General features: G+C 73.8%; 10 protein-coding genes. 4 read left to right on the top strand and 6 right to left on the bottom strand.

Translation table 11 applies throughout. The features are described 5' to 3' along the window. Nucleotides 1-65 precede the first annotated feature (65 nt). A complete protein-coding gene (locus NX801_RS22295; RefSeq protein ID WP_258789606.1) occupies nt 66-596 on the top strand; it encodes a DUF3291 domain-containing protein in 531 nt (176 codons plus the stop codon). Nucleotides 597-686: 90 nt separating this feature from the next. Here NX801_RS22295 and NX801_RS22290 read toward each other — a convergent pair whose 3' ends face one another. Both NX801_RS22290 and NX801_RS22285 read right to left on the bottom strand, forming a co-directional pair. Beyond that, nucleotides 687-1736, bottom strand: a complete 1050-nt coding sequence (locus NX801_RS22290; protein ID WP_258789604.1) for a DNA polymerase Y family protein — start codon at nt 1734-1736, stop codon at nt 687-689. Then, complete coding sequence (locus tag NX801_RS22285) at nt 1733-5620, bottom strand: DNA polymerase III subunit alpha (RefSeq protein ID WP_258789603.1); 3888 nt, start codon at nt 5618-5620, stop codon at nt 1733-1735. Before NX801_RS22285 ends, NX801_RS22290 begins: the two co-directional genes overlap by 4 nt. A gap of 310 nt (nt 5621-5930) precedes the next feature. Here NX801_RS22285 and NX801_RS22280 point away from each other — a divergent pair, with 310 nt between their 5' ends. Both NX801_RS22280 and NX801_RS22275 read left to right on the top strand, forming a co-directional pair. Further along, complete coding sequence (locus NX801_RS22280; protein WP_258789602.1) at nt 5931-6986, top strand: ABC transporter permease; 1056 nt, start codon at nt 5931-5933, stop codon at nt 6984-6986. A gap of 96 nt (nt 6987-7082) precedes the next feature. Further along, nucleotides 7083-7955 (top strand): DUF1906 domain-containing protein, encoded by an 873-nt coding sequence (locus tag NX801_RS22275; RefSeq protein WP_258789601.1) that lies wholly within the window; start codon nt 7083-7085, stop codon nt 7953-7955. Nucleotides 7956-8144: 189 nt separating this feature from the next. Here the strand turns inward: NX801_RS22275 and NX801_RS22270 are convergent, their stop codons facing one another. From NX801_RS22270 to NX801_RS22260, 3 genes are all read right to left on the bottom strand, one after another. Then, nucleotides 8145-9230 carry a S1 family peptidase gene (locus NX801_RS22270; RefSeq protein ID WP_258789670.1) on the bottom strand — a complete coding sequence of 362 codons (1086 nt, stop codon included), beginning with the start codon at nt 9228-9230 and terminating at the stop codon, nt 8145-8147. Nucleotides 9231-9700: 470 nt separating this feature from the next. After that, a complete protein-coding gene (locus NX801_RS22265; RefSeq protein ID WP_258789600.1) occupies nt 9701-10615 on the bottom strand; it encodes a DUF1684 domain-containing protein in 915 nt (304 codons plus the stop codon). A 168-nt stretch (nt 10616-10783) separates the two neighbouring features. Continuing rightward, nucleotides 10784-12013: a DUF5685 family protein gene (locus NX801_RS22260; protein ID WP_258789599.1), complete on the bottom strand. Its 1230-nt coding sequence runs from the start codon at nt 12011-12013 to the stop codon at nt 10784-10786. A 420-nt stretch (nt 12014-12433) separates the two neighbouring features. On the opposite strand from NX801_RS22260, the gene NX801_RS22255 reads away from it, so the two are divergent. Beyond that, nucleotides 12434-12871, top strand: a complete 438-nt coding sequence (locus NX801_RS22255; protein ID WP_258789598.1) for a cell division protein SepF — start codon at nt 12434-12436, stop codon at nt 12869-12871. Nucleotides 12872-13037: 166 nt separating this feature from the next. Here the strand turns inward: NX801_RS22255 and NX801_RS22250 are convergent, their stop codons facing one another. After that, nucleotides 13038-14249: an acyl-CoA dehydrogenase family protein gene (locus NX801_RS22250; protein WP_258789597.1), complete on the bottom strand. Its 1212-nt coding sequence runs from the start codon at nt 14247-14249 to the stop codon at nt 13038-13040. Between the last annotated feature and the right edge of the window lie 53 nt (nt 14250-14302).

Here is a 14302-nt window from a genome sequence, read left to right as displayed (position 1 = left end):
TCGCCTCCGGCGCGTAAGCCACCGAACCGGGTCCGCACCAGGCAGCCCCAACCAGGGAGAGACACATGCCCCGCCTCGCGCTGTACACCTTCGGCGTTCTGAAGTCGCCCCTCGCCGATCCCGCACCTCTCACGCACGAGTTCTACGACATCGGTGAGGCCGTCTACCGGGAGATCAGCCGGCACCCCGGGTACCTCGCGCATGCCGAAACGGCGGGCGGTGACCGGGGCTCACACTTCGAGGCGGACTGGGGTGCGTGGGGGGAGTTCACCGTACCGGCCTGGTACGACAAGGGCCGTACGGTGGATACCACCGCCCTGGCCGCGACCCTCTCCCTCTGGACCGACCTGCGCCCCGCCCTCGACGCCCTCTACACCGGTCTGCATCGCACGGCGCTGAACAGGCGTTACGACTGGTTCGAGAGGACAGGGCACCCGGGTTACGTGTTCTGGTGGATCTCCGACGACGTGACACCCACCTGGCAGGACGGGGTTTCCCGGCTGGAGCACCTCCACGACCACGGCCCCGCGCCGCACGCCTTCACCTTCCATCACGCCTTCACCCCGGAGGGGAGGCCCCGGGAGGGAAAGCCATGACCAGACCCCCAAGCGCCTGCACGCCTCCGACGTGGTGACGGTGCGCGTCCGCTGAACCGGCTGCGCGGCGGGCGGGGCCTCGCGCCCCGCTCACGCCGCCAGGGTCCCCGGCAGGACGGCGGTGGGGCCGAAGCGGGCGCGGGCCCGGTCGGCGGCGGCTTCGAGGCGGCGGGCGCGGTCGTCGGCGGGGTCCAGGGAGAGCTGGCGGGCGGCGCGGTCGGCGGGGAGCAGGTCCTCGGCGCGCAGGGCGAGGGCGCGGACCCGGGCGCGCTGGAGGGCGAGGGCGTCGTGCAGGGCGTAGGCGCCGGTGGTGAGCGCGGCGGAGTGGGCGGTCGGCTCGGGCAGGGTGCGGGTGCGGGTGGTGGTGGAGCGGTCGGCGTACCGAACGGTCAGGGTGAGCGCCCGGCACACCTGGCCCCCGGCCCGCATCCGGGTGCCCAGTTCGACGGTGAGCGACAGCAGGGCGCGGCGCTGCCGGTCCTGGTCCACCTCGTCGCGGGGGAAGCTCCGTTCGGCGGCGGCCGAGCGGGCGGGGGCGTCCGGGACGACGGCCGTCCGGTCGGTGCCCCGCGCCCGCTCCCACACCTCGCGGCCGGTGCGGGAGCCCAGAAGGCGCTGGAGCACGGCGAGCGGGGCGGCGGCGACCCGGCCGGCCGAGTCCAGGCCGTAGGAGCAGAGGGTCCGCGCGGTGGCCGGGCCGACTCCGTACAGCGCGGCGACCGGTTTGCCGGCCAGGAAGGCGTCCGGGTCGTCGACGACCCGGGTACGGCCGGGCGCGGCCTCCCGGGCGGCCATCCGGGCGAGCATCGGGTTCGGCCCGGCGCCGATGACGCACTCGGTGCCGTACCGGGCGAGCGCCCGCACCCGGATCAGCGCGGCCAGCCCGGCCGGGTCGCGGTCGAAGTAGCGCAGGGCCCCCCGGACGTCCGCCAGCACGGTGTCCGGCGGGACGGCCCGCACCTGCGGGGTGATGTCGGTGAGCAGGCCGACGAGGTCGGGGAGGAGGGAGTCCGGGCCGGCGCCCGCAGGAACGGAAACAGCACCGGCATCCGTGGAAACAGCACCGGAACCGGGGCCGGCGCCCATAAAGGTGGGACCGGCGCCCGGGCGCGGGGGCAGCAGGCGTACGCAGAGGATCATCCGGCGCTCCCCGGGCTCTGGTGCCACAGCTTCCGGGGGCCGGCCGGGCCCTCGCCGGGCGGGCGGAGGTCGGCCCAGGGGTTCAGCTGGTAACCGGTCGGCAGGGTGATCCGGCGGCCGGGGGCGGCGACCGTCAGGGGGTCGGCGGCGGCCGAACCGGTGGGGGCCGGGCGGCCGTCGGGCGTACCGGACGGGGGCGGCGGGGCCGAAGAACCACCAGAGGCCGGCGATCCGGGGGAGGTCGGCGATCCGGGGGAGGCCGAAGAACCACCGGAGACCGGGCGCCCCGGAGACCCCGGAGACACGGAAGGCGTCGGGACCGCCGGGGCCGCGAGGCGGGCGGCCACGGCGTCCAGGCCGCCCTCGCGGCGGAGGTCGATCAGCTCGGCGAGGTTCCAGGCGACGGCGCCGACCACGCTGAAGCTGCGCGGGCCCCGGCGCTGGAGGGTGCCGCGCACCAGCAGCAGCCAGGAGTGGAAGACGGTGTGGGCGCACGCCTCGTGGCTGTCCTCGAAGAAGGCCAGGTCCACCAGGCCGGTGCCGTCGTCCAGGGTGGTGAAGACGACCCGGCGGCCGGAGCGGACCGGCGGGGTCTGGGTGGCCACCTTGGAGCCCGCGACCAGCACGGTCTGGCCGTCCCGGGCGGTGTTCAGCCGGCGGGCGGTGAGCACGCCCAGCTCGTCCAGGAAGGCATGGTGATCGTCCATCAGGTTTCGGGAGACGTCCATGGAGAGCACGCCCAGCTCGGCGCTGAGCCGCTCGGTGTCATTGAGGTCGGGCAGGCCGACGGGCGCGGCCTCGCGCCCGCCCGCCAGCGGGAGCTGGTCGCCACCGGCCCCGGGGCCGCGCCCGGAGCGGTGGAGCTCGGCGAGATGGAGCAGCAGGTCACGGCGGTTGGCGCCGAACGCGTCGAGCGCGCCGACCCGGGCGAGCCGTTCCGCGACCGGGTGGCTGGGGCGGGCCCGCTGCCAGAAGTCGAGCAGGGAGACGTAGGGGCGGCCGGCCTCGGCCCTGGCGGCCTCGGCCTCGCTGATGCCATGGACGTCGGAGAGGGCGAGCCGGAGCCCCCAGACGGACTCACCGGAGCCGGGAGCGGATCCGGAAGAGGAACCGGGAGCGGATCCGGAAGAGGAGCCGGAAGAGGAACCGGGAGCGGCAGAACCGGACACCAGTTCGATACGGTGGGTCACCGACGACCGGTTCACATCCAGCGGCAGCACCGGCACCCCGCGCCGCCGGGCGTCCGCGAGCAGCAGCCGCTTGGGGTACATGCCCGGGTCGTGGGTGAGCAGCCCGGCGTAGAAGGCGGCCGGGTGGTGCGCCTTGAGCCAGGCCGACTGGTAGGTGGGCACGGCGAAGGAGACCGCGTGCGCCTTGCAGAAGCCGTACGAGCCGAACGCCTCCACGATCTTCCAGGTGCGGTCGATCGTCCCGGGGTCGTACCCCCGCTCCTCCGCCCGCCGGGCGAACCAGACCTTGATCCGGCCCTGGGACTCGGGGTGGGAGAGCCCGCGCCGGACGGCGTCGCCCTCCTCCCGCCCGCAGCCGGTCAGCACGTCGATGATCTTGATGATCTGTTCGTGGAAGACCACGACGCCGTACGTCTCCGCCAGCGCGTCCGCCAGGCGGGGATGCGGGTAGCGGACCGGGGCGCGGCCGTGCCGGGCCTCGATGAAGGGGCGGACCATGTCGGCGGCGACCGGGCCCGGCCGGAAGAGCGAGATGTCCACCACCAGGTCGTGGAAGGTGGCCGGCTGGAGCCGGCCGACCAGATCGCGCTGGCCCGGCGACTCGATCTGGAAGCAGCCCAGGGTCTCGGCGGACCGGATGAGCCGGTACGTCGCGGGATCACCGGGCCGTACGTGCCCGGGGTCGTCCAGGTCCACCCGCTCGCCGGTGGCCCGCTCGATCTCCCCGACCGCGTAGGCCATCGCGGACTGCATCCGCACCCCCAGCACATCGAGCTTGAGCAGGCCCAGGTCCTCCACGTCCTCCTTGTCGAACTGGGCCATCGGGAAGCTCTCGCCACTGGTCGGAACCACCGGTGTACGGGAGCGGAGGGAGGCGTCGGAGAGCAGCACCCCGCACGGGTGCATGGCGACCCCGCGCGGCAGCGCGTCCAGCGCCTCGACCAGTTCCCAGAGCCTGCCGTACTTCTCCCGGTCGGCGGAGAGCGCCCGCAGCTCGGGCAGTTCGTCCAGCGCGGTCCGGGCGTCCTTGGCGCGGATGTGCGGGAACGCCTTGGCCACCCGGTCGATCTCGGCCGGGTCCATGGAGAGGGCGGCGCCCACGTCCCGTACCGCGTGGCGGACCCGGTAGGTCTCGGGCATGGCGACGGCGGCCACCCGCTCGGGGCCGAAGCGGTCCAGGATCGCCCGGTAGACCTCCAGGCGGCGAGCGGACTCCACATCGATGTCGATGTCCGGCAGGGCGGGGCGGCGGACCGAGAGGAACCGTTCCATCAGCAGGTCCTGCTCCACCGGGTCGGCATGGGCGATGCCGAGCAGGTGGTTGACGAGCGAGCCGGCCCCGGAGCCGCGCGCGGCGACCCGGATGCCGAGGTCCCGGGTGTCGTCCACGACCTGGGCGACGGTGAGGAAGTACGAGGCGAAGCCCAGCCGCTCGATGGTGCGCAACTCGTCCTCCAGCCGGTCCCAGTACTTCCGCTTCCGGTCGTGGCGGCGCAGCACCATCCCGGCCGCGCACCGGGAACGGAGCACCCGGTCGGCGGTGCGCCGGCCGGCGCCCACCAGCCACGGCTCGGGGAAGTGGACGCTGCCGATGCCGAGGTCGTCCTCCGGGTCCACCAGGCACCCGGCGGCGGTCTCCTCGGTGAGCGCGAGCAGCCGGCGGGCGGCGGCCGGCCCCATCCCGGCGGCCTCCGCCACCCGTTCGGCGGTCGCGGCCATGGCGGCCGGGTCCTTGAGCCAGCGCTCACCGGTGTCCAGCGTCTTGCGGGGGTCGACCGGGACCAGCCGGCGGGCCGCGTCGAGCACGTCCGCGACCGGGCCCTGACCGGGATCGGCGTACCGGACGGCGTTGCTCAGCACCGGCCGGACGCCCTGCTCGGCGGCGAGCCCCAGGGTGCGGGCGGCGTGCCGCAGCGAACCGGGGCCGGCGCCGGTGCGGCCGTGGTGGACGACCTCCAGCCGCAGGGCGTCGCCGTACACCTCCCGCCAGGGCGCGAGCAGCCGGGCGGCGCGGTCCGGACGGCCGGCGGCGAGGGCGCGGCCGACCTCGGAGTCGGGGCCGAGCAGCACGGTGAGTTCGTCGCCGTGGTTGTCGACCCAGGGCAGCAGCGGGGTGCCGTCCCCGGCGGCGTGCGCGGCGGTGACCAGCCGGCACAGGGCGGCCCAGCCGCGCCGGGAGCGGGCCAGGAAGACGGCGCGGGGCGCGGACTCGTCGATGAAGGCCCCGCCCCGTACGGGGGTACGCCGCCGCTCGGTGGCCGGGGCGAGCCCCGGACCACCGGTCCCCCGTGATCCCGCGCTCGCCCGGGATCCCGCGCCGCCGGCCCCTCGCGATCCTTCGCCTCCGGACCCGGCCGGGCCTTCGCCGCCGGTTCCGCGCCGGGCCCCGAGCCGGGTCCCGTCGCCGGGCCCGGTTCCTGCCCCTGTTCCTGTTCCGGCGGTCCGTCGCTCCGGGGCCCCCGGGGGCCGCTCGCCGAGGGCCAGGTCCACCCCGAAGACCGGGCGGACCCCCTCCCGGGCGCACGCCTTGGCGAACCGTACGGCCCCGGCGAGGGTGTCCCGGTCGGTGAGGGCGACGGCGTCCATCTCCCGCTCCGCGGCCCGCTCGGCCAGCCGCTCCGGGTGCGAGGCCCCGTACCGCAGGGAGAACCCGGAGACCGTGCGCAGATGCGTGAAGCCCGGCCATCCCGGCATCGCACACCTCCTGGACTCCGATTCCTGGGCCGGCATCACCCGGCCGCACCCGTTCTCACCTCCCCCGTTCTCCACCATAGACCACGTTTCGAACATTCGTACGATAAGCGGAGGCGGGGTGACCCGGGTCCGGTGAACCAGCCGGCCCCGGGGCCCCCGGCACTCCCGGATCCGGGCCCCGGCACTCCCGGTCCCGGATCCCGGTGCTCCCGGGCTCCGCCCGGCCTTCCCGGCTCCCGGGCGCTCCCCGGCTCCGCCATTCGGACCCGTCCCGCCTGCGCGGGCGGGGGGCCGCCGGGAGCGTGGGGGCATGAAGCTCGCCGCCGAGGTCAAGTCCGCCGTCACGCCACGGGCCGCGCTGCTGGTCGTCGGCGTGGTCGTGCTCCAGCTGCTGTTCATCGCCTCCTATGTGGGCGCCCTGCACCACCCGAGGCCGACGGATGTGCCCTTCGGCGTGGCCGCGCCCGACCGGGCGGCGGCCGACCGCGCCGCCGGGCAGCTGGCCGGTCTGCCGGGCGGCCCGCTCGACCCCCGGGTGCTCCGGGACGAGGCCGAGGCGCGCGAGCAGATCATGGACCGGGAGATCTACGGCGCCCTGGTGGTGGACCCCCGCTCCACCACCGACACCCTGCTGGTCGCCTCCGGCGGCGGCACCGCGCTCGCCACCGCCCTGAAGACGATCACCGGCGAGGCCGAGGCGGCCCAGCGGCGGACGGTGCGGACCGTGGACGTGAGCCCGGCCGCCGGCGAGGACTTCAACGGCCTCTCGTCGTTCTATCTGGTGGTCGGCTGGTGCGTGGGCGGCTATCTGCTCGCCTCCATCCTGGCGATCAGCGCCGGTTCCCGGCCCGCCAATCCGCAGCGGGCGATCATCCGGCTCACCGTGCTGGCGCTCTCCGCGATCGCCGGCGGACTGGGCGGCGCGATCATCGTGGGCCCGGTCCTGGGCGCCCTGCCCGGCAGCGTGGTGGCGCTCTGGTGGCTGGGCGCGCTGGTGGTCTTCGCGGTCGGCGCGGTCACCCTGGCGCTCCAGGCGCTCACCGGGATCGTCGGCATCGGGCTGGCCGTACTGCTGATCGTGATCGCCGGCAACCCGAGCGCGGGCGGCGCCTTCCCCGGCCCGATGCTGCCGGACTTCTGGCGGGCGATCGGCCCCGCCCTGCCGCCGGGCGCGGGCACCTGGGCGGCGCGCTCCATCGCGTACTTCCGGGGCAACGCGCTCGCGGGCGCCATGCAGGTGCTGGCCGTCTGGGCACTGGTCGGCACGGTGCTGACCCTGGTGCTCTCCTCGCTCCGGCGGCGGGACGAGGGCCCGGTCGGCGCCGAGACCGGCCCCGCCGACCGGGCGGCGGGCTCCGGCGGATAGGTTCCTGGCAGACTCCGGCGGGAGCGCCGGGCGAACGCGGGCAACGCGGCCAAACGCGAGAACCCGCGAACAAGGGAAAACAGGGGGGATCACGTCGTGGCCAAGCACCGTATGACCAGGCGCGGCCGACTGCTCGTCTGGACGGGCGCGGGCGCCGTACTGGCAGGGGGCGGGGCGTTCACCGCCAGCGCCCTCTCGCCCGCCACCGTCACCCGGGCGGCGGCCAAGGTGGCGCAGAAGCAGCGGCCGGCGCCGGCGGTCTTCACCGGGCACCTCTTCGACACCTGCACCGCCCCCTCGCTCTCCGCCATGAAGGCGTGGAAGGGCGCCGGCGCCTACGGCGGGGTCGCGGTCTACATCGGCGGCCGGAACCGCGGCTGCGCCCAGCCCGAGCTGACCCCCTCCTGGGTGAAGTCGGTCTCGGCGTCCGGCTGGAAGGTCGCCCCGCTGTACGTGGGCCTCCAGCCGCCGTGCCAGAAGAGCGGCAGCAAGCACCGGATCGACCCCGCGCGGGCGACCGAGCAGGGCACCGCCGACGGCGCCGACGTGGTGGCCAGGGCGGCGGCCCTCGGCATGAGGCCCGGCAGCGCGCTCTACTTCGACATGGAGCCGTACGACATCAAGGACACCGCCTGCGACAGCGCGGTGCTCGGCTATGTCCGCGCCTGGAACCGTGCCGTGCGCGCCAAGGGCTACTGGGCCGGTTACTACGGCTTCGCCTCCACCAGCGCCGCCGCCGTCGCCACCGCCACCGCCAGGAACCCGGCCGACATGCCGGACGCCTTCTGGTACGCGCTCTGGAACGGGCAGCGGACCACCACGGCGGACTGGCCCTGGCAGCCGTCGCTGTGGACCGGCCACCGCCGCGCCCACCAGTACCTGGCGAACAGCAAGGAGACCCACGGGGGCGTCACCCTCACCGTCGACCGCGACGACTGGGACGCCCCGGTCGCGGTCGTCACCCCCTGAGCCGGAACCCGCGCGGCCCGTCACAGGACCACGAGGCCACACGACCACACGACCACGAGGCCACGAGGCCACGGGATTCGGGGGCGGGCGTACGACGAAGGCGGCACCACCGTCCGGAAACGGTGGCGCCGCCTGCTCAGCGCCGTTCAGTCATACCGGTTCACCGGTCGGGCCGGTCGGGTCGATCGGTCAGCCGATCTCCGCGCCGAAGGCGGACAGCGCCTCCGGGACCGGCTGGAAGAAGGTCTCGCCACCGGCGGAGCAGTCGCCGCTGCCGCCCGAGGTGAGGCCGACGGCCGCGTCGCCCGCGAAGAGCGAGCCGCCGCTGTCGCCCGGCTCGGCGCAGACGGTGGTCTGGATGAGACCCTCGACCACATCGCCGTTGCCGTAGTTCACCGTGGCGTTGAGACCGGTGACCTCGCCGTCGTGGACCTGGGTGGTGGAGCCGCTCCGGGACACCTTCATCCCGACGGTGGCCTCCTCCGCCTTGGTGATCTTCTGGGTGGAGCCGTTGTAGAGGTTCACCTCGCTCGGGTGCTCCGCCCCGTCGGCGTACTTGGCCAGGGCGAAGTCATTGCCGGGGAACTGCGAGTCGACCATGGTGCCGATCGCCGGGCCGCCCTGCGTCTCGGCCCACTCGCTGCCCGCCTTGCCGCAGTGGCCGGCCGTGATGAAGTGCGGCTGGCCGTCCTTGACCACGTTGAACCCGAGCGAGCAGCGGCCGCCGCTGGTGTTGATGGCGTCGCCGCCCGCGATGAACTTCTTGAACTCGCCCTTCGAGCGCTTCAGTTCGACCTTGGAGCCCAGGTCGTCGGTGACCTCGGAGAGCTTCGCCCACTCGGCCTTGTCGACCGTGCGGTCGGCCGTGACGACGACCTTGTTGGAGACCGGGTCGACCGCCCAGGAGGTGCCGGGGATGGTCGCCTTGCTCTTCAGCGTCTGACGCGCGCCGGACAGCTCGGCGAGCGAGTGGTCCACCAGTCTGGCCTTGCCGCCCGCCTGACGCACCGACTCCGCCGCCGCCTCGTCCACGACGTTGACGACCAGCGCCTTGGCCGAGGAGTCGTAGTAGGCGCCGGCGGCGTCGCCGCCGAGCTTCTGGCTGAGCGTCGACGCGAGATTTCCGGCCGCCGTCGCCGAAAGGGTCTTCACCGTGAACTGAGGAGCATCCTCACTCGCGTTCGCAGTCTGGAAAGTGACTGCGGTGCCCAGCAGAGCCACCACGGCTCCGCCGGCCAGAACCGCGCGCTTGGTGGATATGCGCCGGTGCTTCAACATCAACCTCCTGTGGGGACCCGCATCAGAGCACGTGGGGGGCGCTGACACGGAGGATGGGCGGCCCACTATTCCGATGCCTGTGGGTGACACACAAGGCCGAGTTCCGGACGCCCACATGCCCTTCACGCTGTGGAAACCCTGTGCGGCTACCGGCGGTCACCACTGGTCGGTTCCGAATGCGAACACATTGAGCGATCACGCGTAGGAGGGCAGTAAGGTCTGGACCTGGCTTGTTTTCGCCGTTCACCGGCGCATTTCCGCGCCGCTCCACCCTGTTGAAGAACTCTTCGGCTGCCCTTCGAGACATGACTCACACCGCGAACCGCCATCTTCCCGGGAGGGATTGGCAGGTGATGGAAGGTCATCGCCGTCTATGGCCCACTGGTCGCGTAGCCGACGGTACACCACCGTATAGTCCGTTTTCGGCCGCCCCGAAGATGTGAAGAGCGCGGGTCAGCGGTCAGCGGTCAGCGGGTCAGCGGCTTGCGCTCACCGGCCGGCACGGGCACGGAGAGGGTGTTGCCCGGCGGCGGGAAGGGGCAGATGAAGTGGTCGGCGAAGGCGCACGGCGGCAGCAGCGCCCGGTTGAAGTCGACCGTCACCCGGTTGTCCGGTCCCGGCGCCGGGGGCCGCAGAAAACGGAAGCGGTAGCTGTCCCGGCCGCTGGTGGCGTCCGCGAAGACGGCCCACAGCGAACCGTCCTCCTCCTCCGCCACCTGAAGGGTGTGCTCCACGGCCACTTCGCCGGGTCCGCCGGGCTCCCCGGATCCACCGGGTCCGCCGGGTCCGCCGGGTCCGCCGGATACCCCGAGCGCGAAGACGAGTTCGCCGGAGAGCCCGAGCCCCCGTTCCCGCCCGTCGGCGTTGCCCACCCGGACGCTGCGCCGCTCGGCGTACGGCCGGTAGGTCCCCGGCACGGCCCAGCGCGGGTCGTACGGGGTGGCCAGGATGCCCGCGAAGGCGTGCCGCGCCGGTGCGTCCGGGTCGAAGTCGCGCACCGCCCAGAGGCCCTCGCGGCGCAGCACGACGAGCCGGCGCTCCCCGACGGCGAGCCGGGAGCGCGGTACGGGGGCGTGGTCGGCGGAGAGTTCGACGGTGCCGCTCAGCGGCTTCCCGTCCAGCAGGATGCCGTCCTCGGGGGCGGCGGTGAGGACGACAGCGGCCCCGGCGTCACCGGCGGCCCCCGCGTCACCGGCCTCCCGCCAGGTACCGGGGACGCCGGGGAGGCGCCCGTCGGGGTGGTCGGACAGCCAGTGAGTACCGGTCAGGGAGAGCGGGCCGTGCGGAGAGGTGACGGTGGCGGTGCGCAGCTCGTGCCAGGCCCGCCACTCCCGCTCCGGGCCGGCAGGTGCGGAAGGGGTCTGCTCCGGTTCGGTGGTCATGCGGGCACCCTGCCACACGGGAATGACCGGCCGGCATGCTCCGGACGCTCCTCCCTGATCCGGCCCCGCCCCGGCCGCCAGTTCTCAGCCGCGGGTCCTCAGCCGCCGACCCGCCGGACATCAGCCGTCACTCACCGGCCGTCAGTCACCGACCGCCGCCGTCAGCCGTCAGCCGTCGCAGGAACAGCACTCGCAGCAGTCACAGCAGTCGTCGCAGTCCCGGCAGGCGCCCTGCCGCTTCCTGCGCGACCAGGGGCTCTCGTACTCCTTGGCGCAGCACAACTGACAGGTGCAGCAGAGCCAGCTGAAGGCGGCACATCCGGCGAGCAGTCCCCGCCGGGGCGGCCGGGGCGGCTCGCCCCCGGAGCCGAACGGCACCCCGCCGGGTCCGGCCGGACCCCCGGGGCCGCCCGGCACCCCGTACGGGTTTCCGCCGCCGTACGGGTTTCCCGGGCCGTACGGATTCCCCTCCCCGTACGGATTCCCCGGGTTCCCCGGGCCGTACGGGCCTCCGGCGGCGGCGTGGCCCTGGTGGGAGCAGCCCGCCGTGCCGAAGGCGCGGCCCACCGACCGGGGCAGTTCATGGACGAGCAGCCGGTGCGGCAGCCGGTCGTCGGCGAACTCGACATCCCGCAGCGCCGACCGGATGCCCCGCACCGCGTCGTCCGCGAGCCGCCGGGCCTCGGCCACACCGGTCGCGGTGGCGGTCAGCGGGTTCCAGGCGCCCGAGGCGGCGTCGGCGGCCCGGTCCTCGACCGCGTCCAGCAGATGGGCCAGCCGCCCGAAGAGCCGGCCGGCCTCCGCGAGCGGGGCGGCGTTCCCGGGGCGGCCGGCCAGTACGGCGGTGTGCGCGAAGGCGGCGGCGGTGGCGGTCTCGGTCGGCTCGGTCACGGTGAGCAGGGACGTACCGGGGCCGGCCAGCGCCTCGATGCCGGGCTGCCTGTCCACCGCGTCGACCAGCACGGCGGTGTCGAATCCGACCCCCCGGCCGGTGCGGGCGCCGGCCCGGTCCCAGGAACGGGCCACCCGGCGGGCGGCGAACGCCACCGGCCGGCGGGCCAGCAGTCCGTCCCGGTCGGCCAGGTGGTCCCGCAGCTTCGCGGAGGCCAGCACCAGGGACACGGCCGCCGCCAGCCGGGCGCCCTCGCCGCGCGCCACCGGGGCGGTGCGCATGGCCCGCAGCGGACAGGGCCCGGCGGTGCGACGGGCGTCCGGCGCGGGACCGGACTGAGCCTCCGTCAACACCGAGGCCAGCAAGCCATCGTAATTGGTGACGATCCTGGCGTACTGCCCGTGTTCGGACCGCAGGGTCAGGCAGAGACCGCAGAGATGGGCCGTCCATTCCGCTCTGAGCCCGCTGGTGAGCCGGTGTTTACAGGGTCTGACGATGCCGAACACGGCACTCCCCCGAGAGTCGTGGTGATGGTGCGCGCGCCCGGACGGACCGCGGGACGCCCGAAGAACGGAGGCCCGGAGAACGGAGGCCCGGAGAACGGAGGCCCGGAGAAACCGGAGGCACAGAGAAACAGAGGGACAGAGGACGGACGGACGACCGGTGCGCGTGCTGGATCGTATCCGGGGTAACCGTTCACCCGTACGTCTGGTCGCTCACCCATCCGGCCTGAAAGTCCTATGTGAGTTACGGATCGTCCCTCCCAGGGGCCGTATGTGCGAACAACCTTGACGAAACGCCAGTTTTTCTGCACCAGTACCGTCACGAATCCCCTGCGCGGCGGCTGTCCACTTGGCGCGCGATCCGCATCATGGACGACCATAGGGGTGCGGAATCACACGTGACCGCGTCGAAAGGAGGCGTCCATGGGATCGGTGCGCAAGGCGAGTGCCTGGCTCGGACTCGTCGAGGACAACGACGAGCGTTACTACGACGACGAGTACGCCGAGGGTGAGCGGGGCGAGGGCGACTCCTGGGTCACCGACCCCCGGGTCCGGGTCGCCTCCGAGACCGCCGAGGAGGTGGGGCGCCGCATCGCCACCGTCTCCCCGGCCGGCTTCCGGGACGCCCGGGCGATCGGTGAGCTCTTCCGGGACGGCGTCCCGGTCATCGTGAACCTCACGGCGATGGAGTCCGCCGACGCCAAGCGCGTGGTCGACTTCGCCGCCGGGCTGACCTTCGGACTGCGCGGGTCGATCGAGCGGGTGGCCACCCGGGTCTTCCTGCTCACCCCGGCGGACACCCAGATCGTCAGCGGGGAGACCGGAAGCCGCACCGAGGGCGGGTTCTTCAACCAGAGCTGACCGGTCCGGCCGGATGGGCCGGACCAGATCCCGACCGGACCCGACCGGAACTGATCGGGGATCGGGAAATCAAGGATCGGACGATCAGCGCGGATCACTGCGGATCACTACAGATCAGCGCGGATCAGAACCGATCGGAGCTGAGCGGCGGCTCACCGGAACGCGCTCACCGGAACGCGTCGAGGCCGGTGAGCGCCTTGCCCAGCACGAGCTGGTGCATTTCCACGGTGCCCTCGTAGGTGAGCACCGACTCCAGATTAGTGGCGTGCCGCATCACGGGATACTCCAGCGAGATCCCGTTGGCCCCGAGGATCGTGCGGGCGGTGCGGCAGATCTCGATCGCCTCCCGCACATTGTTGAGCTTGCCGAAGCTGACCTGCTCGGGCCGGAGCCGGCCGGCGTCCATCCGGCGCCCGAGGTGATGGGCGAGCAGTACGCCCTTGTGCAGTTCGAGCGCCATGTCGGCCAGCTTGGCCTGGGTGAGCTGGAAGCCGCCGATGGGCCGGCCGAACTGCTCCCGGGTGCGGGCGTAGGAGAGGGCGGCGTCGAAGGAGGCCCGGGCGGCGCCCATCGCGCCCCAGACGATGCCGTAGCGGGCGTGCGACAGGCAGCTGAGCGGGCCCTTCAGCCCGGTGACGCCCGGCAGCACGGCGTCGGCCGGCAGCCGTACGCCGTCCATGACCAGCTCGCTGGTGACGGAGGCGCGCAGCGACCACTTGTGCTTGATCTCGGGCGCGGAGAAGCCGGGCGCGTCGGTGGGGACGGCGAAGCCGCGGATCCCCTCGTCGGTGCGTGCCCAGACGACGGCCACCCCGGCGACCGAGCCATTGGTGATCCACATCTTGCGGCCGTCGAGGATCCAGTCGGAGCCGTCCCGCTTGGCGCGGGTGCGCATCCCGGCCGGGTCGGAGCCGTGGTCGGGCTCGGTGAGACCGAAGCAGCCGATGGTCTCCCCCGCCGCCATCCCGGGCAGCCAGCGCTGCTTCTGTTCCTCGCTGCCGAAGCGATGGATGGCGTACATGGCCAGCGAGCCCTGGACGGAGACGAGCGAGCGGATGCCGGAGTCGGCCGCCTCCAGCTCCAGGCAGGCCAGTCCGTACTGGACGGCGCTCGCCCCGGCGCAGCCGTACCCCTCCAGCGACATGCCGAGGGCCCCGATCCCGCCCAGCTCCCGGGCCAGCTCGCGGATGCCGGGCAGCTCGCCGCGCTCGTACCAGTCGGCGATGTGCGGCAGCACCCGGTCGGCGGCCCAGGAGCGCACGGTGTCCCGGACGGCCAGGTCCTCGGGGCTCAGCAGGTCGTCGATGCCGAGCGGGTCGGCCGGGTCGAAGGGCGGCGGCGGGGTGGCGGGCACGGACGACGGCGAGGGTGCGGACATGCGGGGCCTCCGGCGGCTGACCGGCCACTGAGCGGCGACCGGAGCGGCGAAAC

The sequence above is a fragment of the Streptomyces pyxinae genome, assembly GCF_024756275.1.
In the GTDB taxonomy this organism is placed as follows: domain Bacteria; phylum Actinomycetota; class Actinomycetes; order Streptomycetales; family Streptomycetaceae; genus Streptomyces; species Streptomyces pyxinae.
This window is presented reverse-complemented; position numbering and strand designations above follow the sequence as displayed.